This window comes from Melaminivora jejuensis, assembly GCF_017811175.1.
In the GTDB taxonomy this organism is placed as follows: Bacteria; Pseudomonadota; Gammaproteobacteria; order Burkholderiales; family Burkholderiaceae_C; genus Melaminivora; species Melaminivora jejuensis.
This window is the reverse complement of record NZ_JACWIJ010000002.1, coordinates 3,395,808-3,417,500: the sequence shown is the minus strand read 5'-3', so window position 1 is coordinate 3,417,500 and position 21,693 is coordinate 3,395,808. Positions and strand designations below refer to the sequence as shown.

At 68.4% G+C, this 21,693-nt stretch carries 23 protein-coding genes and 2 pseudogenes (1 of these 25 cut by a window edge); 4 read left to right on the top strand and 21 right to left on the bottom strand.

What is annotated here, in order from left to right:
- A pseudogene (locus IDM45_RS16040) lies at positions 1 to 472 on the top strand (ATP-binding cassette domain-containing protein); it begins 1,428 nt to the left of the window's first position.
- A 122-nt stretch (positions 473 to 594) separates the two neighbouring features.
- Here IDM45_RS16040 and IDM45_RS16035 read toward each other — a convergent pair.
- The 7 genes from IDM45_RS16035 to IDM45_RS16005 all read right to left on the bottom strand — a co-directional run bounded on the left by IDM45_RS16035 (position 595) and on the right by IDM45_RS16005 (position 7,118).
- Positions 595 to 1,722: a protein-glutamate methylesterase/protein-glutamine glutaminase gene (locus tag IDM45_RS16035; RefSeq protein WP_209424177.1), complete on the bottom strand. Its 1,128-nt coding sequence runs from the start codon at positions 1,720 to 1,722 to the stop codon at positions 595 to 597.
- Positions 1,723 to 1,779: 57 nt separating this feature from the next.
- Entirely contained in the window at positions 1,780 to 2,508 is a 729-nt protein-coding gene (gene cheD, locus IDM45_RS16030) for a chemoreceptor glutamine deamidase CheD (RefSeq protein ID WP_209423720.1), read from the bottom strand.
- Positions 2,509 to 2,537: 29 nt separating this feature from the next.
- Positions 2,538 to 3,449: a CheR family methyltransferase gene (locus tag IDM45_RS16025; protein ID WP_209423719.1), complete on the bottom strand. Its 912-nt coding sequence runs from the start codon at positions 3,447 to 3,449 to the stop codon at positions 2,538 to 2,540.
- Entirely contained in the window at positions 3,446 to 3,952 is a 507-nt protein-coding gene (locus tag IDM45_RS16020; RefSeq protein WP_233457516.1) for a chemotaxis protein CheW, read from the bottom strand. The genes IDM45_RS16025 and IDM45_RS16020 overlap by 4 nt, the downstream gene beginning before the upstream one ends.
- Before the next feature lie 29 nt (positions 3,953 to 3,981).
- Positions 3,982 to 6,189 carry a chemotaxis protein CheA gene (locus IDM45_RS16015; RefSeq protein WP_209423718.1) on the bottom strand — a complete coding sequence of 736 codons (2,208 nt, stop codon included), beginning with the start codon at positions 6,187 to 6,189 and terminating at the stop codon, positions 3,982 to 3,984.
- 45 nt (positions 6,190 to 6,234) lie between these two features.
- On the bottom strand, positions 6,235 to 6,597 hold the full coding sequence (locus IDM45_RS16010; protein ID WP_209423717.1) for a response regulator: 363 nt from the start codon (positions 6,595 to 6,597) through the stop codon (positions 6,235 to 6,237).
- 77 nt (positions 6,598 to 6,674) lie between these two features.
- On the bottom strand, positions 6,675 to 7,118 hold the full coding sequence (locus IDM45_RS16005; RefSeq protein ID WP_209423716.1) for a hypothetical protein: 444 nt from the start codon (positions 7,116 to 7,118) through the stop codon (positions 6,675 to 6,677).
- 93 nt (positions 7,119 to 7,211) lie between these two features.
- Between IDM45_RS16005 and IDM45_RS16000 the strand changes: the two genes are divergently transcribed.
- Positions 7,212 to 8,336, top strand: coding sequence for a hybrid sensor histidine kinase/response regulator (locus IDM45_RS16000; RefSeq protein WP_209424175.1), 1,125 nt, complete (start codon positions 7,212 to 7,214; stop codon positions 8,334 to 8,336).
- A gap of 68 nt (positions 8,337 to 8,404) precedes the next feature.
- On the top strand, positions 8,405 to 9,034 hold the full coding sequence (locus IDM45_RS15995; RefSeq protein ID WP_209423715.1) for a response regulator: 630 nt from the start codon (positions 8,405 to 8,407) through the stop codon (positions 9,032 to 9,034).
- Between the two features lie 123 nt (positions 9,035 to 9,157).
- On the opposite strand, the gene fliR is transcribed toward IDM45_RS15995, so the two are convergent.
- The 13 genes and pseudogenes from fliR to fliF form a co-directional block, all read right to left on the bottom strand.
- Positions 9,158 to 9,925 (bottom strand): flagellar biosynthetic protein FliR, encoded by a 768-nt coding sequence (gene fliR / locus IDM45_RS15990; RefSeq protein WP_209423714.1) that lies wholly within the window; start codon positions 9,923 to 9,925, stop codon positions 9,158 to 9,160.
- Between the two features lie 43 nt (positions 9,926 to 9,968).
- Positions 9,969 to 10,238 carry a flagellar biosynthesis protein FliQ gene (gene fliQ / locus IDM45_RS15985; protein ID WP_209423713.1) on the bottom strand — a complete coding sequence of 90 codons (270 nt, stop codon included), beginning with the start codon at positions 10,236 to 10,238 and terminating at the stop codon, positions 9,969 to 9,971.
- Positions 10,239 to 10,289: 51 nt separating this feature from the next.
- Entirely contained in the window at positions 10,290 to 11,096 is an 807-nt protein-coding gene (fliP, locus tag IDM45_RS15980; protein WP_209423712.1) for a flagellar type III secretion system pore protein FliP, read from the bottom strand.
- Positions 11,083 to 11,469 carry a FliO/MopB family protein gene (locus tag IDM45_RS15975; protein ID WP_232653745.1) on the bottom strand — a complete coding sequence of 129 codons (387 nt, stop codon included), beginning with the start codon at positions 11,467 to 11,469 and terminating at the stop codon, positions 11,083 to 11,085. The genes fliP and IDM45_RS15975 overlap by 14 nt, the downstream gene beginning before the upstream one ends.
- Positions 11,462 to 11,923, bottom strand: a complete 462-nt coding sequence (gene fliN, locus IDM45_RS15970) for a flagellar motor switch protein FliN (RefSeq protein ID WP_209423711.1) — start codon at positions 11,921 to 11,923, stop codon at positions 11,462 to 11,464. The genes IDM45_RS15975 and fliN overlap by 8 nt, the downstream gene beginning before the upstream one ends.
- Positions 11,913 to 12,917 carry a flagellar motor switch protein FliM gene (gene fliM / locus IDM45_RS15965; protein ID WP_209423710.1) on the bottom strand — a complete coding sequence of 335 codons (1,005 nt, stop codon included), beginning with the start codon at positions 12,915 to 12,917 and terminating at the stop codon, positions 11,913 to 11,915. The genes fliN and fliM overlap by 11 nt, the downstream gene beginning before the upstream one ends.
- A 16-nt stretch (positions 12,918 to 12,933) precedes the next feature.
- Positions 12,934 to 13,510, bottom strand: a pseudogene (locus tag IDM45_RS15960) (flagellar basal body-associated FliL family protein).
- Between the two features lie 176 nt (positions 13,511 to 13,686).
- Positions 13,687 to 15,195, bottom strand: a complete 1,509-nt coding sequence (locus IDM45_RS15955; RefSeq protein ID WP_209423709.1) for a flagellar hook-length control protein FliK — start codon at positions 15,193 to 15,195, stop codon at positions 13,687 to 13,689.
- Between the two features lie 5 nt (positions 15,196 to 15,200).
- Positions 15,201 to 15,662 carry a flagellar export protein FliJ gene (gene fliJ / locus IDM45_RS15950; RefSeq protein WP_209423708.1) on the bottom strand — a complete coding sequence of 154 codons (462 nt, stop codon included), beginning with the start codon at positions 15,660 to 15,662 and terminating at the stop codon, positions 15,201 to 15,203.
- 19 nt (positions 15,663 to 15,681) lie between these two features.
- Entirely contained in the window at positions 15,682 to 17,094 is a 1,413-nt protein-coding gene (fliI, locus tag IDM45_RS15945) for a flagellar protein export ATPase FliI (protein ID WP_209423707.1), read from the bottom strand.
- Positions 17,084 to 17,857 carry a FliH/SctL family protein gene (locus IDM45_RS15940; RefSeq protein WP_209423706.1) on the bottom strand — a complete coding sequence of 258 codons (774 nt, stop codon included), beginning with the start codon at positions 17,855 to 17,857 and terminating at the stop codon, positions 17,084 to 17,086. Before IDM45_RS15940 ends, fliI begins: the two co-directional genes overlap by 11 nt.
- Positions 17,858 to 17,888: 31 nt before the next feature.
- On the bottom strand, positions 17,889 to 18,887 hold the full coding sequence (gene fliG / locus IDM45_RS15935) for a flagellar motor switch protein FliG (RefSeq protein WP_209423705.1): 999 nt from the start codon (positions 18,885 to 18,887) through the stop codon (positions 17,889 to 17,891).
- Between the two features lie 39 nt (positions 18,888 to 18,926).
- On the bottom strand, positions 18,927 to 20,633 hold the full coding sequence (gene fliF, locus IDM45_RS15930) for a flagellar basal-body MS-ring/collar protein FliF (protein ID WP_209423704.1): 1,707 nt from the start codon (positions 20,631 to 20,633) through the stop codon (positions 18,927 to 18,929).
- Positions 20,634 to 20,849: 216 nt separating this feature from the next.
- On the opposite strand from fliF, the gene fliE reads away from it, so the two are divergent.
- Positions 20,850 to 21,158 carry a flagellar hook-basal body complex protein FliE gene (gene fliE, locus IDM45_RS15925; protein WP_209423703.1) on the top strand — a complete coding sequence of 103 codons (309 nt, stop codon included), beginning with the start codon at positions 20,850 to 20,852 and terminating at the stop codon, positions 21,156 to 21,158.
- 234 nt (positions 21,159 to 21,392) lie between these two features.
- Here the strand turns inward: fliE and IDM45_RS15920 are convergent, their stop codons facing one another.
- The gene (locus tag IDM45_RS15920; RefSeq protein WP_209423702.1) at positions 21,393 to 21,692 is read right to left on the bottom strand and encodes a flagellar protein FliT; all 300 of its coding nucleotides are present in this window, start codon (positions 21,690 to 21,692) and stop codon (positions 21,393 to 21,395) included.
- Between the last annotated feature and the right edge of the window lies 1 nt (position 21,693).

Here is a 21,693-nt window from a genome sequence, read left to right as displayed (position 1 = left end):
AGGGCTACGACGGCACGGTCTTCCTGGTCAGCCACGACCGCACCTTCCTGGACAACGTGGTGACCAGCACCATCGTGAGCGAAGGCGATGGACGCTGGCGTGAGTACGAGGGCGGCGTGCAGGACTGGCTGACGCAGTCGCAGCGCAGCCGGGCATTGGCGGCAGCCGGCCATCGGCAAGAGCGCGCCGGCCAGGCCGAGCGCCGCAGCAGCGCCCCGCCCCGGCCCAGCCCCAGCCCGAGCGCGCACCGCAGAAGAAAAAGCTCAGCTACAAGGAGCAGCGCGAGCTTGAGCAGCTGCCCGCGCACATCGACGCCCTGGAGGCCGAGCAGCAGGCCATCCGCGCCGAGCTGGCCGACGGCTCGCTGTACGTGCGCGACGGCCAGCGCGCCGCCGCCCTGCATGAGCGCGACAGCCAGATCGAAGACCTGCTGCTGCAGGCGCTGGAGCGCTGGGAGGAGTTGTCCGCCTGAGCAGCATTGGCGGCAACTTCAAAATTCATAGCTAGTACCGCTTGCCAGACAAGGGTTTCGACATCAAAACACCTTGAAATCGTTTGCTGGCAAGCGGTGAAAGCTATTTTTTTGATAGCTCATCAGATCCGGTGATGCACCCGGTCGCCGGCGCCGCGCAGGCGCGCCAGCAGTGCCGGGGCGATCTGCGTCAGCGGCAGCACCTCGTCGGCGGCGCCGTGGGCGATGGCCTCGCGCGGCATCCCGAAGACGATGCAGCTGGCCTCGTCCTGCACGTAGTTGTAGCTGCCGGCGTCCTTCATCTCGCGCATGGCGGCGGCGCCGTCGGCCCCCATGCCGGTCAGCATGATGCCGAAGGCGTTGCGCCCGACGATGGCCGCTGCCGACTTGAACAGCACCTCCACCGACGGCTTGTGCCGGTTCACCGGCGGGCCGTCGTCCACCACGGCGACGTAGTTGGCGCCGCTGCGCGCCAGCGAGAACTGGCGCCCGCCCGGGGCGATGTAGGCGTGGCCGGGCAGGATGCGCTCGCCATGCACGGCCTCCTTGACGGTGATCTGGCACAGGCTGTTGAGGCGCGCGGCGAAGCTGGTGGTGAAGCCCGGCGGCATGTGCTGGGTGATGGCGATGGCCGGCGCGTCGGCGGGCAGGTGTACCAGCACTTCGCGGATGGCCTCGGTGCCGCCGGTGGAGGCGCCGATGCAGATGATTTTCTCGGTGGACAGCCGCCCCAGCAGGGTCGGCGCGGCTAGCGCGGCCGGCGCGGCTCGGCTGCCGCCAGCGCTCTGGCCGTGAGTGCTGGCGCCGGCACTGGCCGCCGCAGCGGCAGGCAGGCGGCGCACCTGCGCCACCGCAGCCACGCGGATCTTGTCCACGATCTGCGAGGCCAGCTCGTTCAGGCCGCTGGCCAGACCGACGCGCGGCTTGGCCACGAAGTCCACCGCGCCCAGCTCCAGCGCGCGCATGGTGACCTCGGCGCCGCGCTCGGTCAGGGTGGAGATCATGACCACCGGCATGGGGCGCAGGCGCATCAGCCGGCCCAGGAAGTCGATGCCATCCATGCGCGGCATCTCCACGTCCAGCGTGATCACGTCCGGGTTCAGCTCGCGGATCATCTCGCGCGCGATCAGCGGATCGCTGGCCGTGCCGATGCACTCCATGTCGCCCTGACGGTTGATGATCTCGGACAGCAGGCTGCGCACCAGCGCCGAGTCATCCACCACGATCACACGTATGTTGCCGCTCCTCATGGGTCTCACACTTTCGCTCCAGGCGCGCTGCGGCGCGCCGATGACATCTCTCAAAACTCAGAACAGATCGACACTGCCGCCACGGTTGGCCTGCGCCACCCGGGCGGCGCTGCCGCGCACGGTCTCTTGCTCCAGCACCTCCGGATGGGCGTGCGCCAGGCGCTTGACCATGACCTTGCCGGTGACCGGAAAGAACACCACCTTGCGCGGATGGATGTCCAGCACGTCCTCGGACACGATGGGGATGCGCTCGGTGGCCAGGTAGTCCTGCACGAAGCGCGTGTTGCGCTCGCCGACATTGAGCGTGGTGAAGTTGTGCATCACCTGCCCGCCGCCGAAGATTTTGGCCTGCAGTGTCTCGCGCCGCGCGCCCTGCTTCATCATCTCGTTGATCAGCAGCTCCATGGCATAGGAGCCGTAGCGCCCCGAGGTGTCCGCACCGCCGCCATCGGGCAGCATGAAGTGGTTCATGCCGCCCACGCAGGCGCGGCTGTCCCACAGGCAGGCGGCGATGCACGAGCCCAGCACAGTGACGATGGTGATGCGCTCGCGCGCGACGAAATACTCCCCGGGCAGCACCTTGACCGCGTTGTGCTGGAAGTGGTGGTCGAAATAGAAGAACGAGGCCTCGCCCGGGCGGCGCGCGCGCGCCTTGAGCTCGGCCAGCGTCACCTCGGGAGCGGGGCCGGCCTCGCCCGCCACGGGCGTGATGCGCGGCACGTAGCGGCGCTCCTGCGGGGCGGACGCTGCAGCAGCGGGCGGGGTAGTGGCGCGGTATGGATTCATGGTGCGGGCTTACGAAACAGGGGGAGCGTTCACACGCGCTCGTAAGCCGTCTTGCCGCGCAGCACGAACAGGTCGCGCGAGTCGCTGAAATTTTCCGCATGGCCGACAAACAGCATGCCACCGGGCTTGAGCACGCGGTGGATGCGCTCAAGCACGCGCCGCTGGGTCGGGCCATCGAAATAGATCATCACGTTACGGCAGAACACCACGTCGAAGGGCTCGCGAAACGGCCAGTCGTCGCGGATCAGGTTCACGTTCAGAAAGTCGATGCAGCGGCGCAGCTCGGGCTTGACGCGCGCCAGGCCGGCATTGCCGCCCTTGCCGCGCTGGAAAAAGCGCTGCAGGCGCTCTTGCGACAGACCCTTGAGGTTGTCCAGCCGGTACACGCCCTCGGCGGCCTTGGCCAGCACGCGCGAGTCGATGTCGCTGGCGGCCAGCTTGAACGTGGCGCCGCTGCTGAGCGACTCCAGCGCCGTCATGACGATGGAGTACGGCTCCTCGCCGGTCGAGGCGGCGTTGCACCAGATGCTCCACGGCCCGGCGGGGCGCTTGCGCAGCAGCTCGGCCAGGATCTCGAAGTGGTGCTGCTCGCGAAAGAACGCCGTCAGGTTGGTGGTCAGGGCGTTGATGAATTCCTGCCACTCGCTGGCGTCCTGGTGGTGCTCCAGCCAGTCCAGGTATTCGCTGAAGCTGCGGTGCCCGGTCTCGCGCAGGCGGCGCGACAGCCGGCTGTAGACCATGGCGTGCTTGCCATCGTGCAGGCTGATGCCGGCGTGCTGGTAGATCAGCTTTTGCACGCGCGCGAAATCGGCCCCGGCCCAGGCGAACTCGCGCGCCTGCTCCTCGGCCTCGGCGCCCGCCGCCTCGCGCGCGGCCAGCGCCCGCGCAGGGGTGCGCCGACCGGCCTCGCCACGTGGCTGCTGGGCGCGCTCAAGCCTCATGCCGACTCCGCCACCAGGCCCATGTCCAGCCCGGCCATGAGGCGCTCGATGTCCAGCAGGATCAACATGCGCTCGCCCACCGCGCCCAGGCCACGGATGCACTGCGGGTCGATGCTGCTGTCCACGTCCGGGGCCGGGCGCATCTGCGCCGGCAGCAGCTCCAGCACATCGCTGACCGAATCCACCACAATGCCGACCACGCGCTCGCGCAGGTTTAGCACGATGACCACCGTGAAGCTGTTGTACTCGGCCTGCGCGCAGCCCAGGCGCAGGCGCAGATCGACGATAGGCACGATGGTGCCGCGCAGATTGGTCACGCCCTTGATGAAGGAGGGCGCGCCGGAGATGCGCGTGGGCGTCTCGTAGCCACGGATCTCCTGCACCTTGAGGATGTCGATGCCGTACTCCTCCTGGCCCAGCCGGAAGGTCAGGTACTCGCGTGCGCCGGCAGACGCATCGGCGCGTCCGGCAGTGTCCTGTGCTGCATTCATGCCTGTGTTCATGTTTCCATCCATCCCTGTGCCTGGCCCGGTCAGTGGCGCGCGCGGCGCACCAGCGCGGCGGTGTCCAGGATCAAAGCCACCGTGCCGTCGCCCAAAATGGTGGCGCCCGAGACGTTGGGCACCTTGCGGTAGTTGGTCTCCAGGTTCTTGACCACCACCTGGTGCTGGCCCAGCAGCTCATCGACCAGCACCGCCACGCGGCTGCCGTCGGCCTCGACCACGACCATGATGTTGTTGCTGGTGGCGCTTTGCGGGCGCGGCACCTGGAAGATGCGCTCCAGCGACACCACCGGCATGTACTCCTCGCGTACCTTGACCAGCTGCGAGCCCTGCGCCACGGTGTTGACTTGCTGCGGGTCGATCTGGAAGGACTCGACCACCGAGGACAGCGGCAGGATGTACACCTCGTCGCCCACGCCCAGCGACATGCCGTCCATGATGGCCAGGGTCAGGGGCAGGCGCACCGACACGCGCATACCGTAGCCTTCGGCGGAGTCGATCTCGATGGAGCCGTTGAGCGCCGCGATGTTCTTCTTGACCACGTCCATGCCGACGCCTCGGCCCGACACGTCGGTGACCACCTCGGCAGTGGAAAAGCCGGGCGCCAGGATCAGGTTCCAGACTTCGCCATCGCTGAGCGTGTCGGGCGCATCCATGCCGCGCTCGCGCGCCTTTCTCAGGATCTTCTCGCGCGATAGGCCCTTGCCGTCGTCGCGCACCTCGATGACGATGGAGCCGCCCTGGTGCGAGGCCGCCAGCGTCAGCGTGCCGCTCTCGCGCTTGCCGGCAGCCAGGCGCTCGGCAGGCATCTCGATGCCATGGTCGCAGCTGTTGCGCACCAGGTGGGTCAGCGGGTCGGTGATTTTTTCGACCAGGCTCTTGTCCAGTTCGGTGGCCTCGCCCTGGGTGACGAAATCGACCTTCTTGCCCAGCTTGCCGGCCAGGTCGCGCAACATGCGCGGGAAGCGGCTGAACACCGTGGACATCGGGATCATGCGGATCGACATGACCGACTCCTGCAGGTCGCGCGTGTTGCGATCCAGGTCGGCCAGGCCGGCCAGCAGTTGCTGGTGCAGGTTGGAGTCCAGCCCCCGGCTGTTTTGCGCCAGCATGGCCTGGGTGATGACCAGCTCGCCCACCAGGTTGATGAGCTGATCGACCTTGGAGACGGCCACGCGGATGGTGGTGGACTCCATGGACGAGGCGGCAGCGCCGCCGGCGCGGCCCTCGGCTGCGGGGCGCCGGGCCGCTGGCTGCTGCGCCGCCGGGGCCGGGGCGCCAGGCACTGCAGCTGCGGCAGCTGCGGCAGCTGCGGCCTGGGCGTTGGCAGGAGCGCCCGGAGCGCCGGGGAAAAAGCCGTAGCTGCCCTGCAGCGCCACAGGCCCGGCCTCCTCATGGCCCGCTTCATGGCCCGCCGCGTGGGATGCCTGATCAGGCGCATCGGCCTGCCCGGGGGCGACCGGTGCAGCGGATGATGCGGCAGGCACGATGGCCACCTGCTCCTTGGCGACGTGGAAGACGAACAAGTCCAGCAGGTCTTCGTCGCTGGAGCTGGTGGTGACCGCAAAGCGGCGCATTCCGGGGCGCTCGTCGGGCAGGTCGGCAATGCTGCCCAGGCCGGGGATGTCGCGAAACAGCTCCTTGATGGCGTCGGCGACGGCGGGCTGCTCCAGCGGGCCGATATGGATCTCCAGGGCGCGCTGGCCAGCCGGCAGCGCGGCGCTGGCGGCAGCCTCGGGCGCTGCCGGAGCAGGCGCCGGCACGGGAGCAGGCGCCGGCACCGGGGCCGGGGCCGGAGCGGCAGGCGCAGCCCCCCCACCGCCAGCGGCCAGTTCGCTGATGTGCAGCACCAGCTCGCGCGTGGAGGGCGCCTCGCCCTGGCCGCCGGCCTGGTGGCGCGCCAGCAGACTGCGCGAGGCGTCCGCCGATTCGAGCAGCACGTCCACCATCTCCGGGATCAGCTGCAGCTCGTGGCGGCGCAGGCGATCGAGCAGCGACTCCATGTGGTGCGTGAGTTCGGCCACGTCGGAGAAGCCGAAGGTGGCCGAGCCGCCCTTGATCGAGTGCGCGCAGCGGAAGATGCCGTTGAGCTCCTCGTCGTTGACCGCGCCGAAGTCCAGGCCCAGCAGCATCTGCTCCATCTGGTCGAGGTTCTCCGCCGCTTCTTCAAAGAAAATTTGATAGAACTGGCTCAGGTCGAAATCCATCCCTGCGCCGCCTTGCTGTGTATCCGTCATGGTGCTGCCCCTGTGCCGTGTCCTGATGCGCGAGAGCCCACGGCCTCAGCGGATGACTTTCTGGATGACCTCGATGAGCCGGGTCGGGTCGAACGGCTTGACCAGCCAGCCGGTGGCGCCGGCGCTGCGGCCCGCCTGCTTCATCTGATCGCTGGACTCGGTAGTCAGGATCAGGATGGGCGTGCTGCGAAAGCGCGGGTGTTCGCGCAGCTTGCGCGTCAGGCCGATGCCGTCCAGGCGCGGCATGTTCTGGTCGGCCAGCACCAGATGGATCTCGTGCGTTTCGGCCTTTTCCAGCGCATCCTGGCCGTCCACGGCCTCCACTACGTGATAGCCCGCTCCGGTGAGTGTGAACGACACCATCTTGCGCATGGAAGGCGAGTCATCGACCGCGAGAATGGTCTGCATGTAAAGCTCCAACGTCTTTCCGTTTTGATTGATCTGTGGATACTAAAGCGCCCGGCGCCCCCGCCCCGAGCCGGACTTCAGAACAGCTCCACCGAGCCGGCTTCCATCTCGCTTTGCGTGACCGGGTTGGGGCGCCCGGGCATCAGCTCGGCATCGGCAGCCGCCTCGCCGTCGCTGTCGCCCATGGTCTCGGCGGCCAGGCGAAAGGCGCAGCCCTGCAGCACCCGGCTGGTGTGCGAGATGAGCTGCGTGGCCATGTCGTGAAACTGCAGTTCGGTGACCGCGCTGCGCAGCGCCTCGCGCAGCGTCGCCAGTTGCTGGTTGCCGGCCACGGCGGCATCGGTCAGCGAGGCATTGGCCTCGCCGAAGCGCGCCAGCAGGTTGTCCGTGGCATGGTTGAGCAAGCCCTCCAGCCGGTTCAGATCATGCATCACGGTCAGCAGCGCATCCTGCACATCGGCAGCCACCAGCAAGGATATCTGTACTGCCGGCTCGGACGGCGTATCAGGCGAGGATTGCATCGTTTCTCCATCATCGCTGGCGAGGTCGGCCAACAAACGTCAGGCTGCGGGCGCACAAGCGACAATCGAACCAATTGTTCCAATATGTATCCCATGATACCCAACCAGGGAGCGTCCAACCCCCGGAAAAGCCCGGTGCGCGTGCTGCATCTCGAAGATTGTGCAGCCGATCACGCGCTGGTGCAGCGCGTGCTGCGCCGCAGCGCCCTGGAGCACCAGATCCAGCAGGTGGACACGCTGCAGGCCTTTGCCGAGCACCTGGCGCAGCAGGCCTGCGATGTGATTGTGGCCGACTACCGGCTGGCCGGCTTCACCGCCGTCGATGCCTGGCAACTGGCTGCGGGCATGGCGCACGTGCAGCCACCGCCCTTCATCCTGCTGACGGGCGCCATCGGCGAGGCCGCCGCCGTGGACGCCATGCGCATGGGCTTTGCCGACTATCTGCTCAAGGACGACGTGGCCCATCTGCCGCGCGTGGTCGAGCGCGTGCTCGAACTGGCCGAGGCGCGGCGCCTGCGCGAGCAGGCCAATGCCGAGCTGGCCGCCTCCGAGCAGCGCCTGGCGGCGCTGGCCGAGCACCTGCAGACCTCCATCGAGGAGGAGCGCGCCGCCATTGCGCGCGAGATCCACGACGACATCGGCGGCGCGCTGGCGGCGGCGCGCTTCGACCTGGCCTGGATCGGTCGCCACGCCCCCGAGGGCGGCCTGCGCGAGCACGCCCAGGCGGCTGCCGAGATGCTGCAGCACGCCATGGATGCCAGCCAGCGCATCATGATGAATCTGCGCCCGCCGGTGCTCGACCAGGGCCTGCAGGCCGCCGTGCAGTGGCTGGCCGAGAGCTTCGAGCGGCGCACCCGGCTGCCGGTGCGCCTGAGCTGCAGCGCCGGCGCCATGGCCACGCTGGCGCCGGCGCTGCAGCTGGTGGCCTATCGCACGGCCCAGGAGGCGCTGACCAACATCCAGAAATACGCCCGGGCGCGCAGCGTGCGCATCGAGCTGTCCGACCATGAGGGCGTGCTCACCGTGGAGATCAGCGACGACGGCTGCGGCATCGCGCCGCAGATGCTGGCCAAGCCGCGCTCGTTCGGCCTCAAGGGTCTGGCCGAGCGCGCGCGCCGCGCCGGCGGCTGGCTGGACGTGAGCAGCCAGCCCGGGCGCGGCACCTCCATCATCCTGTCGCTGCCGCTGCAGGAGCAAGGCCAGCCCGCCGAGGGCTGACGCTACCATCGGCTGCAGGCCCCGGCTGCGCGCCGGGACACAGTAGCGAGGGAGAAAGGAGCTGGCCCATGATCCACGTCGTGCTGTGCGACGACCATGCCGTGCTCAGGCGCGGCATCCGCGACACGTTGACCGAGTCGCCCGACATCACCGTGACCGGCGAGGCCGGCAGCTACCCGGAGCTGCGCGAGGCGCTGCGCACTGCCGCCTGCGACGTGCTGCTGCTGGACTTGAACCTGCCCGGGCGCAGCGGCCTGGAGGTGCTGGCCACGCTGCGCGACACGCACCCGCACATCCGCGTGCTGATAGTCTCCATGTACCCCGAGGATCAATACGCGCTGCGCGCCATCCGCGCCGGCGCCCAGGGCTATGCCAACAAGGCGGGCGATCCGCTGCAGCTCATCGCCGCCGTGCAGACCCTGGCACAGGGGCGCAAGTACCTCACGCCCGAGGTGGCGCAGCTGCTGGCCGACAGCCTGGCCCAGCCCGAGGCCGAGCTGCCGCACGAGCAGCTCAGCGAGCGCGAGTTGCAGACGCTGGTCAAGATCGCCTCGGGCCGGCGCCTGTCGGAGATCGCCGAGGAGCTGATGCTCAGCCCCAAGACGGTGAGCGTCTATCGCGCCCGCGTGCTGCAAAAGCTGCAGCTGACCACCAACTCCGAGCTGACGGTATATGCCATACGCAACCAGCTGGTCTAATTTTTTACTATCAAAACAATAGCTGACAGCGCTTGCCAGTCAACGTTTTGCGAATGAAAACACGCTGAAACCATTGACTGACAAGCGCTGCCAGCTATCATTTTTTTTCTGCAACCGGCCACCTCAGGCGGGCGCGAACAGGGCGATGACCCGCTCCAGCAGGCTCAGCATGGGCTGCTCCAGCGTCGGCAGCGTGGCCGAGATGCCCAGCAGGCCGACGGTGAGCGTGACCGGAAAGCCCACGGCGTAGATGTTCATCTGCGGCGCCACGCGCGAGATGATGCCCAGCGTCAGGTTGACGAACAGCAGCATGGCCACCATGGGCAGGGCGATCCACAGGGCGCTGGAAAACAACGACGCGCCCAGCTCGTGCAGGCGCATCTGGCCCAGCGCCGACAGCCACTGATCCTGCACTGGAAAGCGCTCGAAGCTCTTGACCACGGCCATCAGCACCATCAGGTGGCCGTTGATGACCACGAACAGCAGCAGCGCCATGTTGCCGAAAAAGCGCGCCACGGCGCTGACCTGGGCGTTGCTGGCCGGGTCGAAGAAGGAAGCGAAGTTCAAGCCCATCTGCAGGCCGATGACCTCGCCGGCGAGTTCCACCGAGGCGAACACCAGGCGCACTGCAAAACCCATCGACACGCCGATGAACACCTGCTGCACCACCGCGCCCAGCGCCGCCCGGCCATTGACGCTGATGACCGGCTGCTCGGGCAGCACGGCCTGGGCGCACACGGCGATCAGAAAGGCCAGGCCAATGCGCGTGCGCACCGGGATGGCGCGCATGGAAAACACCGGCGCCGTGGAAAACAGCGCCAGCACGCGCAGAAACGGCCACAGCACCGGCGACAGCCAGGCCATGATCTGCGCCTCGGAGAAGGTGATCAAGGCAACCCCGCCCCTGCTTTGCCGGCCCGCCTGCGCGGCAGTCTCAGCCGACCACGCCGGGGATGCCCTCGATGGTGCGGCGCAGGAAATCCACCAGCGTGGACAGCATCCACGGCCCGGCGATGGCCAGCACCAGCACGGCGCCCAGCAGCTTGGGCACAAAGGCCAGCGTGGCCTCGTGGATCTGCGTCACTGCCTGGAAGATGCTCACCGTCAGACCCACGGCCATCACGGTGCCCAGCACCGGCAGGGCGATCATCAACAGCGTGGTCAGGGCCTCGCGGCCCATGGTCAGGACGAACTGGGGGGTCATGGACGGGCGCCTCGAATACGTGGGGTGATGCGCAGGGTGGTGCGTGGGGCTTCAGGTCGCAAAACTCGCCGCCAGCGAGCCGATCAGCAGATTCCAGCCATCGGCCAGCACGAACAGCATCAGCTTGAAGGGCAGCGCCACCAGCACCGGCGACAGCATCATCATGCCCAGCGACATCAGCACGCTGGAGACGATCATGTCGATGATCAGGAACGGGATGAAGACCATGAAGCCGATCTGGAAGGCGGTCTTGAGCTCGCTGGTCACGAAGGCCGGCACCAGCACGCGCATCGGTGCGGTCTCCGCCGTGGCGCCCGGCTCCAGCTTGGCCAGGCGGGCGAACAGGGCGAAGTCCGACTGGCGCGTCTGCTTGAGCATGAAGCCGCGCATCGGCGCCTCGGCCTTTTGCACCGCCTGCTCGAAGCTCAGCGCATTGGTGGTGTAGGGCACATAGGCCTCCTGATAGACCCGATCCAGCGTCGGCCCCATGACGAACAGCGTCAGAAACAACGACAGCCCGATGACCACCTGATTGGGCGGCGCCTGCTGCGTGCCGATCGCCTGGCGCAGCAGCGACAGCACGATGACGATGCGCGTGAAGCCGGTCATCATCAGCAGCACCGCCGGCAGGAACGACAGCGCCGTGAAGAACAGCAGCGTCTGGATGGGCACTGAATAGTTGGTGCCCGCCGGGCTGGAGCTGATGACCAGCGGCAGCGTGCCGGCGCCGGCCTGGGCGGCAGCTGGCGCGGCATCGGGCGCCTGCGCCCAGGCCAGCGGCGCCAGCAGGCCGGCCAGCACGGCCAGCAGCCAGCGCGCCGGTACGGGCAGACGCAGGAATGATTCAGGAAGTGGCATGGCGGGGGGCGTCGGGCTGCAGCGGCTGGACGGTCTGGGCCGCCTGGACTGACTGGGCAGCAGCCACCTCAGCGGCAAAGCTAGCAGCGGGCAGGGTGTGCAGGCAGCTGATGTGCTGCGCCGTCACGCCCAGCACCAGCACCGTGCGCGCGTGCGCCGGGCCGACCTCGACGCTGACCACACGCTGCTGCGGCCCGACGGCCACGCTGGACAGCACGCGCGAGGGCGTACCCGCAGCGCCGGGCAGCAGCCCGATGCGGCGCTGCTGCAGCCGCCGGATCAGCCACGGCAGCGCCGACAGCGCCGCCACGAACAGCACCACCAGCAGCAGGGTCTGCGCCAGACCGGCGCCGGCGGGGCCGCCTTCAGCCACGGCTGACGCGGCGCAGCCGCTCGGAGGGCGTGACCACGTCGGTCAGGCGGATGCCGAACTTGTCGTTGACCACCACCACCTCGCCCTGGGCGATCAGGTAGCCGTTGACCAGCACGTCCATGGGTTCGCCGGCCAGTGCGTCGAGCTCGACCACCGAGCCCTGGGCCAGTTGCAGGATGTATTTGATGGGCACCTTGGTGCGGCCCAGCTCCACCGACAACTGCACCGGGATGTCCAGCACCATGTTGATGTCGTGGATGCCCGAGTCGCCCGCAGAGGGCCGCAGCGGATCGCCGCTGAGCGGCCCACCCTGCTCGGCCGCACGCGCCTGGGCCTCGACCTCCTCGTCGATGCGCTTTTGCTCGTCTAGCGCCTGCGCCCAGTCGGCCAGGGATTCGTCCTCGATGTCCTCGGGTGGAATATCGCCCGGCTTGTCGAAATTGTTACTTGACATTTTTCTCTCCCAGCCAACTGCTGTCGCTGCCGCGCAGGCACTCCTCGATGCGGATGGCGTACTTGGCGTTGTGCGTGCCGTACTGGCACTCGAACAGGGGCACTCCACCGATGGAGGCGCGGATGCGCGGCTCGCGATCGAGTTCGATGAAATCGCCCGGCTTCATGGCCAGCAGCTGCTCGACGGTGGCATCGGCGCGTGCCAGCTCGGCCACCAGGGTGACCTCGGCAGCCTGGATCTCGCGCGACAGCACCCGCACCCAGCGCCGATCCACCTCGATGGCGTCGCCCTGCATGGCCGAATACAGCACGTCGCGGATCGGCTCCAGCGTGGCATAGGGCATGCAGATATGGATGGAGCCCGACAGATCGCCGATCTCCAGCTGGAAGGCCGTGGACACGACGATCTCGCTGGGCGTGGCGATGTTGGCGAACTGCGGCTGCATCTCCGAGCGCTGGTACGACAGCTCCAGCGGGTAGATGCCCTGCCAGGCCTTCTTGTATTCCTCGCAGATCACGTCCACCAGGCGGTTGATGACGCGCTGCTCGGTGGCGGAAAAATCCCGCCCCTCGATGCGCGTCTGGAACTTGCCGCTGCCGCCGTAGAGCGTGTCGATCACGCCAAAGACCAGCGAGGGCTCGCACACCACCAGGCCGCTGCCGCGCAACGGGCGAATGGCGACGATGTTGAAGTTGGTCGGCACCACCAGCTCGCGCAAGAAGGCGTTGTAGCGCTGCACCTGCACCGTGCCCACGGAAATCTCCGGGCTTCTGCGGATGAAGTTGAACAGGCCGATGCGGAAGTTGCGCGCAAAGCGCTCGTTGACGATCTCCATGGTGGGCATTCGCCCACGCACGATGCGCTCCTGGCTGGAGATGTCGTAGGTGCGGATGGAGCCTTCTTCGATGTCCTGCTTGACGGTTTTCTGGCTCTCGCCAGTGACGCCCTCCAGCAGGGCATCGACCTCTTCCTGCGACAGAAAGGAATCACTCATGGGTCACCTGTGAAGTTCACTGGATGATGAAACTGGAAAACAGCACCTGGCGCACCGGGTTGTCATCGGCGCGCCGGCGCGGACGCTCGTCCTCGTCGTCGTCTTCTTCCTCATCGTCGAGGTCACGCTGCGCGGCGCGCTTGCGCGGCTTCGGGATGGCGTAGCCCAGCGGACGGGAGACTTCGCGGCGCACGTCCTGGGCGAGTTTTTCCTTGCCCTCGCGCGTCAACAGCTCGTCGGTGGTGCGCTGCGACACCAGCAGCAGCACGCTGCTGCGGATGCTGGGCATGTAGGTCTTGACCTGCTCGGCGGCCTTGGCGTCGGCCAGCTCCAGGGTGATGCCGATCTGGGCAAAGCGATCGCCCCCGGGTCGGCCAGGTTGACCACCATGTTCTCCATGGGCATGAAGGTGGGCGGCGCCTTGGCTGCCGCCTGGGCGGCGCGGCCCGAGCGCCCCCTTCTTCATCATCCAGGCTGCTGCGCTGGGCCAGCATCACCCAGGCGGCCACACCACTGAGCACGGCCAGCAGCACGACGGCAACGATGATCAGCAGCTTCTTGTTCTTGGCGGGGGCGGGGGCGGTTTCGGACACGACAGGTCTTTCTGGCGCTGCTTGCGCGCGAAACTAGGAGGTATCGGCGCGGCATCCGCTCTGGGGACTGCCACAGGCCTCGATGGCGCAATTATTGGCGCCTGGGGCCGGGCATGATAGCCAGAATAAAACGCTGAAAGCCCGCCCTTTCCAGCCCTGCACCGGCCTGCGGCCCATCAGACGAAGATGTCCACCGAGCGCTCGGAGATGCCGCCCGTGCGGCGCCCGGCGGCAGGAGCAGCGCCGTCATTGCCACCCGGCACGCGCACCACGCCCTGGCGGGCGGTGTGGGCGCCGCGCTCCGGCGGCTGGCCTGGCTGGCGACTGCCGGCACCATCAGACGAGGCCATGCCGATGCTCACGCCGGCAAGCTGCAGGCCCTGGGCGTCGAGCAGTTCGCGCAGCTCCTGCGTGCCGGCGTCGAGCAACTGGCGCGCCTGCTCCTCGTCGCTGCGGAAGGTGATGTGCGCCTGGTCGCCGGTCAGTGCCACCTGCACCTGCACAGCCTGCCCGTCGCCCTCCAGGGTCAGCGCGGCATTTTGCGTCTGCTGATGCACCCAGTAGGTCACGTTCTCGGCCAGCTCGGCCTGGGCAGCGTCGAGATCAGCCTGCCAGGCGGCATCGGCCACCGCATCCGGGCCGGCGGCTTCGGGTTCGGCGGCCCCTGCCACTGGCGCGCTGCCGTGCGAAGCCTGCCCACCCGGCTGGCCGGCAGCGTCACGCCCGGGGCGCTGGCCATCCACCGCTGCCGGCCCGATCGCCGCGCCGGCCAGCGCCGTATCCAGCGCGCCGCCGGTCGAGCCAACCCTTGCCGACAACTCGGGGCTGCGCTCAGGGCCGCTGTCCAGCCTGGGGCCTGCCGCTGCCAGGCTGCCCGGCGCCCCCTGGGATGGCGCGCTGCCCGGCACGGCGGCAGGCGCGGCGGCCGGCCCTGTCTGCACGCCCCGCCCCGGCAGGCGCGAAGCGGTCTCTGCTGCGCCCGGCAGCAGCCTGCTTGCGAATGCGCCGCTACGGCTGGCGCGCACCAGTGCGGGACGCGGTGCATCCGCCTCGGCCTGCTCGGGGGCCATGTTCGGGCGACCGCTGTCGAGCCGGCTGGTTTCCGCCACCAGGGAGGTGCTGGCCCAGTGGCCGCCAGCGCCCAGACCGGTTGTCTGGTTGATTGACTGATCTGTGGATGGCTGCAGCACACGGCCTGCCAGCCCTCCGTCCAATGCCGCAGGCAGCGTGCTCAAGCCTGGCTGCGCCGTCCGACTCCAAGGATCAGTTGCAGCATCGGCTGCGGGCAACTCCTGGCCTGGCTCGCTCATCGGGGCTGCTGGAGCCGGTTGCCCCAGCCCGGCCAGCAGCATGGCCAAGGTCTGCGAGTCGCAGGTGACTGGATCGTCCCACTCGTCCGCCTGCGACCGTGCTATCCGATCTGCCTCCTGTCCGGGCAGAGCAGTCGCCGCCAGAAACCCCGCAGCAGACTCATCCGCCCCGGCCCCCGGCGCACTGCCGGGCAACTGGAGCAGCCCCGCGTCCGCCTCGTCCTGCCCCAGCGTGGCCAGCAGGGCTGCAAAGCCTGCCGCCGGCCCGGCCCCGGCGCTCGATCCCGCCACGGCACGGGCACTGCCGCGCGTGGCCTGGGCGGCCTGGGCACTCTGGGCGGCGCCCGAACCATTGTGGACAGCAGTCTGTTGCATGACCCTCACTCCTCCATAGAGTACCTGGCAGCCACGCCCGCCAGGCGCAGTGCGGCACGTTCATCGGTTGCTTTCTGTTCGCGGCGCTGCTGGGCCAGGGCCAGCTCGGCCTGGCGGCGCTCCAGCACCTTGCGCAGGCTGGCCAGGCGCAACTCGGCCTGCAGCAAGGTCTGCCGTGCGCCGGCCACGCGCTGATCCTGGGTGCGCACCACTTGGCCCTGCAGCCCGATGGCGTGCTCCAGCCGGCCCATGAACTGGTGGTGGTGCTGCAGCACCACGGGCTGCATGACCCGGCCCTCGCTGGCGCCCCAGCGGCCCTGGGTCTCCTGGGCGTAGCCCTGCAGCTGGTCGAGCTGGCCCTGCGCCGCCGCCCGGGCGTTCTGCAGGTTCGATACCGTCTGGCGCGCCGCATCGCGCCGGCGCTCGGCCAGCTGGATGGCCACGATGAAAGACTGCAGGGAAGACATGGCGGCGCTCCTTGCGTGTTCAGCCCTGCTGCAGGGCCTGTGCCATGGCCTGGACGCTGGCCTGCAGCGACGCGCCCTCGAACATGTTCTGCTGCAAAAACGCCCGCATCCCCGGCTGCAGCCGGATGGCCTCGTCGAGCTGCGGGTCGGAGCCTGCCGCGTAGGCGCCCACCTGGATCAGATCGCTGCTCTTTTGGTAGCGCGACCAGGTGGCGCGGAATTGCCGCGCCAGCTCGAAATGCTCGCGCGAAATGACGTTGTGCATGACGCGCGAGGCCGACTGCTCGATGTCGATGGCCGGATAGTGGCCGCTCTCGGCCAGCGCGCGCGACAGCACGATGTGCCCGTCCAGGATGGCGCGCGCGGCATCGGCAATCGGGTCTTGCTGGTCGTCGCCCTCGGAGAGCACGGTATAGAAGGCGGTTATGGAGCCGACGCCATTGAGGCCGTTGCCGCTTCTCTCGACCAGCGCCGGCAGCTTGGCAAAGCAGCTCGGCGGGTAGCCCTTGGTGGCCGGCGGCTCGCCGATGGCCAGGGCGATCTCGCGCTGCGCCATGGCGTAGCGCGTGAGCGAGTCCATGAGCAGCAGCACGTGGCGGCCCTGGTCGCGGAAATGTTCAGCAATCGCCGTAGCGTAGGCCGCGCCCTGCATCCGCAGCAGCGGCGGCGCATCGGCGGGCGCTGCCACCACCACCGAGCGGTGGCGATCCTCCTCGCCCAGGATGTCCTCGACGAATTCCTTGACCTCGCGCCCGCGCTCGCCGATCAGGCCGACCACGATGACATCGGCAGCGGTATAGCGCGCCATCATGCCCAGCAGCACCGACTTGCCCACACCGGAGCCAGCGAACAGGCCCAGGCGCTGGCCCCGGCCCACCGTGAGCAGCGCGTTGATGGCGCGCACGCCAGTATCCAGCGGCTCACGCACCGGGTCGCGCTCCATGGCGTTGATGGGTGCGCGGCTCATGGCCTGTGCATCGACACTCTCCAGCGGGCCGTTGTGATCCAGCGGCAGGCCCTGCGAGTCCACCACCCGGCCCAGCAGCCCGTCGCCGATGGGCAGGCGCAGCGCGCCGGCAGCGGCACTGGCCGACTCCACCTCTGCCGGCTGCTGGCCCAGGCGCAGCGGCGGCACATAGGCCGGCGCCGGCGCCACTTGGGCGCCGCTGGACAGGCCGTGTACATCGCCCGCCGGCATCAGATAGGCCTTGTCGCCGGCGAAGCCGACCACCTCGGCCAGCACCGGCTCGTCCTCCTCGCCCATGCGCACCTGGCACTGTGAACCCACCGGCACGCGCAGGCCGGCAGCCTCCAGCACCAGGCCGGTGAGCCGCGTCAGCGTACCGCGTGCCGGCAGCGGCACGGGCTCTTGCAGACGCGCGCGCGCCTGCACCAGCAAATCCTGCCAGGCCTCGGCCTTTTTAATGCTCATCGCCGGCCTCGCGCCACAGATCGGTCAGGCCCAGTGCCGCGATGGCGCGGCGCCAGCGCTGATCCAGCGTGCCCTCGATCACCGTGCCAGCCGACTCGACCACGCACTCGCCCGGCTGCACGCCTGCGTCCTGCAGCCACTCGATGCGCATCGAAGGGTGCTCGGCCTGCAGCGTCTCGTGGACGGCCTGCCAGTCGGCGGGATTCAGGCGCACGATGGCCGGGCGGCTTTCGCTGCCCAGCATGGCCAGCGCCTCGCGCACCACCGGCAGCACCGCGCGGCGGTTCACCGACAGCTCGCTGCGCACCACCTGGCGGGCGATGTCGCAGGCCAGCTGCAGCACATCCTGGGCCATGGACTGCTGCAAGCCGGCCAGGCTGCCCTCGAAGGCCTGCGCCAGCTGTGCCAGCCGCTCGGCCGCCTCGCGGCCCGGGCCGGCGATGTGCTCGTCCAGGCGCTGCTGCCAGAGCAGGCGCTCGCGCTCCTGCCCTTCGGCCAGGCCCTGGGCATGGCCTTGTTCGAGTGCCTGCTGCACCAGCGCCTCATGCTCATCAAGGGGCAGGCCCTCCTGGACTGGCTCGGGCGGCAGATCCACCACCTCGTCCTCGACCTCGGGCTCGGGCGGCGGCTCGGCGACGACCGAACCCAGCGGGACAAAGCCGTGCTGCTCCCCGTCGATGGCGCCAAAGCGCCAGCGCGTGACCTCGCCCACTTCCTCGCGGGGGACGAAGCGGGTGTAGTGGCGCTGCTTACCTGACGCCATGGCTCACTCCTGTGGTATCCGGGTTGGGCGCTCAGACCAGGGCATCGTCGGCCCCGCCAGACAGCGTGATCTGCCCTTCCTCGGCCAGGCGGCGCACGATCTTGAGCACTTCGCGCTGCTGCGCCTCGACCTCGGACAGGCGCATCGGCCCGCGCGACTCCAGATCCTCGCGCATGGCCTCGGCAGCGCGCGAGGACATGTTGGCCAGGATCTTGTCGCGCACCTCGGGCTGCGCGCCCTTGAGCGAGATCACCAGCGTCTCGGAGGCCACCTCGCGCAGCACCATCTGGATGGAGCGGCCATCGAGCTTGTAGGCGATATCGTCGAAGACGAACATCTTGTCCACGATTTTCTGCGCCAAGTCGGCCTCGTAGTTGCGGATGACCTCCAGCACCGCAGCATCGGCGCCGGTGCGCAGCAAGTTGATGATCTCGGCAGCCGCCTTGACACCGCCCAGCGAGCTCTTGCGTACCTTGTCGCCGCCGGCCAGCACGCGAAACAGCACCTCGTTCAAGTCCTTGAGCGCCGTGGGCTGGATGCCCTCCAGCGTGGCGATACGCAGCATGATCTCGCCGCGCTGGCGATCCGACAGGTGCATGAGCACCGCCGAGGACTGCTCGGCATCCAGGTGTACCAGGATGGCGGCGACGATCTGCGGATGCTCGTTGCGCAGCAACTCGGCCACCGACAGCGGATCCATCCACTTCAGGCTCTCGATGCCCGAGATGTCGCCGCCTTGCAGGATGCGGTCGATCAGCAGCGCCGCCTTGTCGTCGCCCAGGGCGCGCTTGAGCACCGAGCGCACATAGTCGCCGGTGTCGCTCACCAGCAGGCTCTGCGCCGCCGCATCGGCAGTGAAGCGGTCGATCACGTCATCGACCTTCTCGCGCGACACGCTGCGCATCCGTGCGATGGTCTCGCCGAGCTTTTGCACCTCCTTGGGCGACAGGTGCTTGAACACCTCGGCGGCTTCCTCCTCGCCCAGCGACATCAGCATGATGGCGGCGTCGTTCAGGCCTCGTTCATCCATGGCTCACCTGTGTGTCATGCAGCTTCACGGGTCTGGCGCTCACTCGCCGTTGACCCAGGTCTTGAGAATGTTGGCCACTGCGATCGGATTGTTGCGCGCCAGGTTGCGCGCATCCTCCAGGCGCAGCTGCGCCGGGGTGGGCTGCAGCTCCTGCACGCCATCCGGGCCAGGCAGGGCCGGGCGCTCCAGGCTTTCGGACTCGATGGCGTCGAGCTTGCGCTCGGCCAGGGCCAGCTCGCGGGTGGCCGCGCGCGCCTTGAGCACGGGCCGCGCCACGCCCAGCAGCACCACGGCCACGGCCAGCGAGATGCCCAGCGGCCAGGCCAGCGACTTGGCCAGCTCCTGCATGTCGGGCTGCTTCCACAGCGGCAAATCGACGGCGGGCGCCTCCTCCACGCGGAAGGGCGCATTCATCAGGTTGACCGAGTCGCCGCGCTCCTTGTTGAAGCCGATGGTCTCGCGCACCAGCGCCGTCATCTGTTCGAGCTGGGCGGCAGACAGCGCCTGCGGGCCGGCTGGCTTGCCGTCGGGGCCGACGGCGCCGGCCACCTGGGCATAGTTGACCACCACGGCAGCGTTGACGCGCTTGATGACGCCCACCGCAGCGCGCGTGACCTGGGTGGTCTTGTCCACCTCATAGTTGGTCACCGACTCGCGCTTGCCGGGCTGCGCACCCTCCTGGGCGCCGCCACCGGCGGCCAGCTGCTGGGCCGGGCCGTTGACTGCGGCATTGGCGGCCTGGGGCGGCTGATTGCTGATCGCGCCAGGCACGCCCGAGGGCGGCACGGCCCCCGGGGCGCCGCCAGTCTCCACCACCTGCTGGCTGCGCACGGCGCTGGCATCGGCGCTCAGGTTGGGGCGGTGCTGCTCCACGGTGGACTCGGAGCGGCTGAAATCCACCTCGGCAGTGACCTGCGCCTTGACGTTGTCCTTGCCCACCACCGGCTCCAGCAGATCCAGGATGCGGCGCGTGTACTGCTGCTCGATCTGCTGGGTATAGGTCAGCTGCTGCACGTCGATGGCGCTGGAGGCGCTGCCATCGGGCGACTGCGACAGCAGCTTGCCGGTGTCGTCGAGCACGCTCACGGCCGAGGGCGCGAGTTCCGGCACGCTGGAGGCCACCAGATGGACGATGCCGGCCAGTTGCGTGCGATCGAGAAAGCGGCCTGGATACAGGCTGACCAGCACCGAGGCCGAAGGCTTTTGCTGCTCGCGAAAGAACCCGTTCTGATTGGGCAGCGCCAGGTGTACGCGCGCGCTTTGCACGGAGGCCAGCGCCTGGATGGAGCGCGTGAGTTCGCCCTCCAGGCCGCGCTGGAAGTTCAGCCGCTCCTGGAACTGCGTCACGCCGAAGCGGCTGCTCTCCATCAGCTCGAAGCCCGACACCGAGCCCTTGGGCAGGCCCAGGGTGGCCAGGCGCAGGCGCGCATCGTGGACGCGCTCGGCGGGCACCAGGATGGCGCCGCCGCCTTCGGAATACTTGTAGGGCACGTTCATCTGCGCCAGCTGCGCGACGATGGCGCCGCCATCCTTGTCGTTGACGCCGGCAAACAGCACCCGGTACTCGGGCTGACGGGTATAGAAGAAAGCTCCTGCGGCCAGCACCAGCAGCAGCACCAGGGCAGCGCCCCAGCGCAGCCGCGCAGCCCGATCCAGCGCGCCCAGGCGCTGCAGCAGACCGGACGCGGGCGACGAGGCCACGGGCTCGGGAATGGCAGGAACTTCGGCAACGGCGGCGGTGGACATCGTGGCTTTCGGCGGACGGCCAGGAGCAGCAGCGGGGTGCGCCACCGTCCTGGCAGGGATTGAAACGTGGGCCGATTATCCGGACGAGCCGCCTGCGGCGTTTGCCTGATAAGGCGCCGCTTTGGCCATCATTTCGGCCTGACCGGCACCGGCGCCCGACCTACCATCACGGCACTTTCCCGATTGCCCGATCAGTTTTTTCGCGAGGACGCCGCCATGGACATGCGCATCGCCAGCACCACCGCCCCCCTGACCCAGACCCAGATCGCCCGCCGCGTGACAGCGCCGCAGGCCGAGACCAGTCCAGGCTTTTCCACCGCCTTCAAGGATGCCCTGCAGGCCGTCAGTGCAGCGCAGGAGCGCGCCAGCCACCTGCAGCAGGAAGTGCAGCTGGAAAACCCCAGCGTCAGCATCGAGGAAGCCATGGTCGCCATGCAAAAGGCCCAGATCGGCTTCCAGGCCGCGCTGCACGTACGCAACCGCATGGTGCAGGCCTATACCGACATCATGAACATGCAGGTGTGACGGCCACGGCTGCCTGCACCGCTGTCTGCACCGTCCACGCAGCAGCCAGCGCACACTCTTTTTTTCATAGCTACCAGCGCTTGCCCAGCAAGGGTTTGAGCCATATTTCATATATAAAAAAACCGGCCTCCCTGTGGAGGCCGGTTTTTTTCTTGCCTGCCCTGGCACCGCTGCGTGCAGCGGCGGCGGGCGGCGCTGGCCGGGCCAGGGGCCTGGCTTGCGGCAGGCAGCGCATCAATGCATCACGGGTGGCTGGCCTTCGAGCAATTGCTCGAACTGCGCCATCCAGGGCTCGGCCAGGATGCGGATCTGGGCATCGTTGCGCAGGATGCGCTGCATGATGCGGGCCTTTTCCTGGCGATGCTCGGGCGCCAGCTCCTGCTGGTTGGCCTGGAAGCGCAGCTGCTCGATCAGGATGGCGCAGGCGCCCTCGCAGCGCATCACCTCGTCCCAGTCCTTGAGCTTGGCCGCTTCGAGCATACGGTCGCTGCTTTGCTCGATGGCCTTGTAGTAGTCGATCAACATTTCTGGCATG

What these genes read in the sequence shown, in the direction of transcription:
- fliF (WP_209423704.1), bottom strand. Translation starts at nt 20,633, where the DNA reads ATGTCCACCGCCGCCGTTGCCGAAGTTCCTGCCATTCCCGAGCCCGTG.
- IDM45_RS15995 (WP_209423715.1), top strand. Translation starts at nt 8,405, where the DNA reads ATGATCCACGTCGTGCTGTGCGACGACCATGCCGTGCTCAGGCGCGGC.
- IDM45_RS16000 (WP_209424175.1), top strand. Translation starts at nt 7,212, where the DNA reads ATGATACCCAACCAGGGAGCGTCCAACCCCCGGAAAAGCCCGGTGCGC.
- IDM45_RS16035 (WP_209424177.1), bottom strand. Translation starts at nt 1,722, where the DNA reads ATGAGGAGCGGCAACATACGTGTGATCGTGGTGGATGACTCGGCGCTG.
- IDM45_RS15955 (WP_209423709.1), bottom strand. Translation starts at nt 15,195, where the DNA reads ATGCAACAGACTGCTGTCCACAATGGTTCGGGCGCCGCCCAGAGTGCC.
- IDM45_RS16025 (WP_209423719.1), bottom strand. Translation starts at nt 3,449, where the DNA reads ATGAGGCTTGAGCGCGCCCAGCAGCCACGTGGCGAGGCCGGTCGGCGC.
- fliI (WP_209423707.1), bottom strand. Translation starts at nt 17,094, where the DNA reads ATGAGCATTAAAAAGGCCGAGGCCTGGCAGGATTTGCTGGTGCAGGCG.
- cheD (WP_209423720.1), bottom strand. Translation starts at nt 2,508, where the DNA reads ATGAATCCATACCGCGCCACTACCCCGCCCGCTGCTGCAGCGTCCGCC.
- fliE (WP_209423703.1), top strand. Translation starts at nt 20,850, where the DNA reads ATGGACATGCGCATCGCCAGCACCACCGCCCCCCTGACCCAGACCCAG.
- fliJ (WP_209423708.1), bottom strand. Translation starts at nt 15,662, where the DNA reads ATGTCTTCCCTGCAGTCTTTCATCGTGGCCATCCAGCTGGCCGAGCGC.
- IDM45_RS15920 (WP_209423702.1), bottom strand. Translation starts at nt 21,692, where the DNA reads ATGCCAGAAATGTTGATCGACTACTACAAGGCCATCGAGCAAAGCAGC.
- fliP (WP_209423712.1), bottom strand. Translation starts at nt 11,096, where the DNA reads ATGCCACTTCCTGAATCATTCCTGCGTCTGCCCGTACCGGCGCGCTGG.
- IDM45_RS16010 (WP_209423717.1), bottom strand. Translation starts at nt 6,597, where the DNA reads ATGCAGACCATTCTCGCGGTCGATGACTCGCCTTCCATGCGCAAGATG.
- IDM45_RS16015 (WP_209423718.1), bottom strand. Translation starts at nt 6,189, where the DNA reads ATGACGGATACACAGCAAGGCGGCGCAGGGATGGATTTCGACCTGAGC.
- IDM45_RS15940 (WP_209423706.1), bottom strand. Translation starts at nt 17,857, where the DNA reads ATGGCGTCAGGTAAGCAGCGCCACTACACCCGCTTCGTCCCCCGCGAG.
- fliQ (WP_209423713.1), bottom strand. Translation starts at nt 10,238, where the DNA reads ATGACCCCCCAGTTCGTCCTGACCATGGGCCGCGAGGCCCTGACCACG.
- IDM45_RS16005 (WP_209423716.1), bottom strand. Translation starts at nt 7,118, where the DNA reads ATGCAATCCTCGCCTGATACGCCGTCCGAGCCGGCAGTACAGATATCC.
- fliG (WP_209423705.1), bottom strand. Translation starts at nt 18,887, where the DNA reads ATGGATGAACGAGGCCTGAACGACGCCGCCATCATGCTGATGTCGCTG.
- IDM45_RS16020 (WP_233457516.1), bottom strand. Translation starts at nt 3,952, where the DNA reads ATGAACACAGGCATGAATGCAGCACAGGACACTGCCGGACGCGCCGAT.
- fliN (WP_209423711.1), bottom strand. Translation starts at nt 11,923, where the DNA reads ATGTCAAGTAACAATTTCGACAAGCCGGGCGATATTCCACCCGAGGAC.
- fliM (WP_209423710.1), bottom strand. Translation starts at nt 12,917, where the DNA reads ATGAGTGATTCCTTTCTGTCGCAGGAAGAGGTCGATGCCCTGCTGGAG.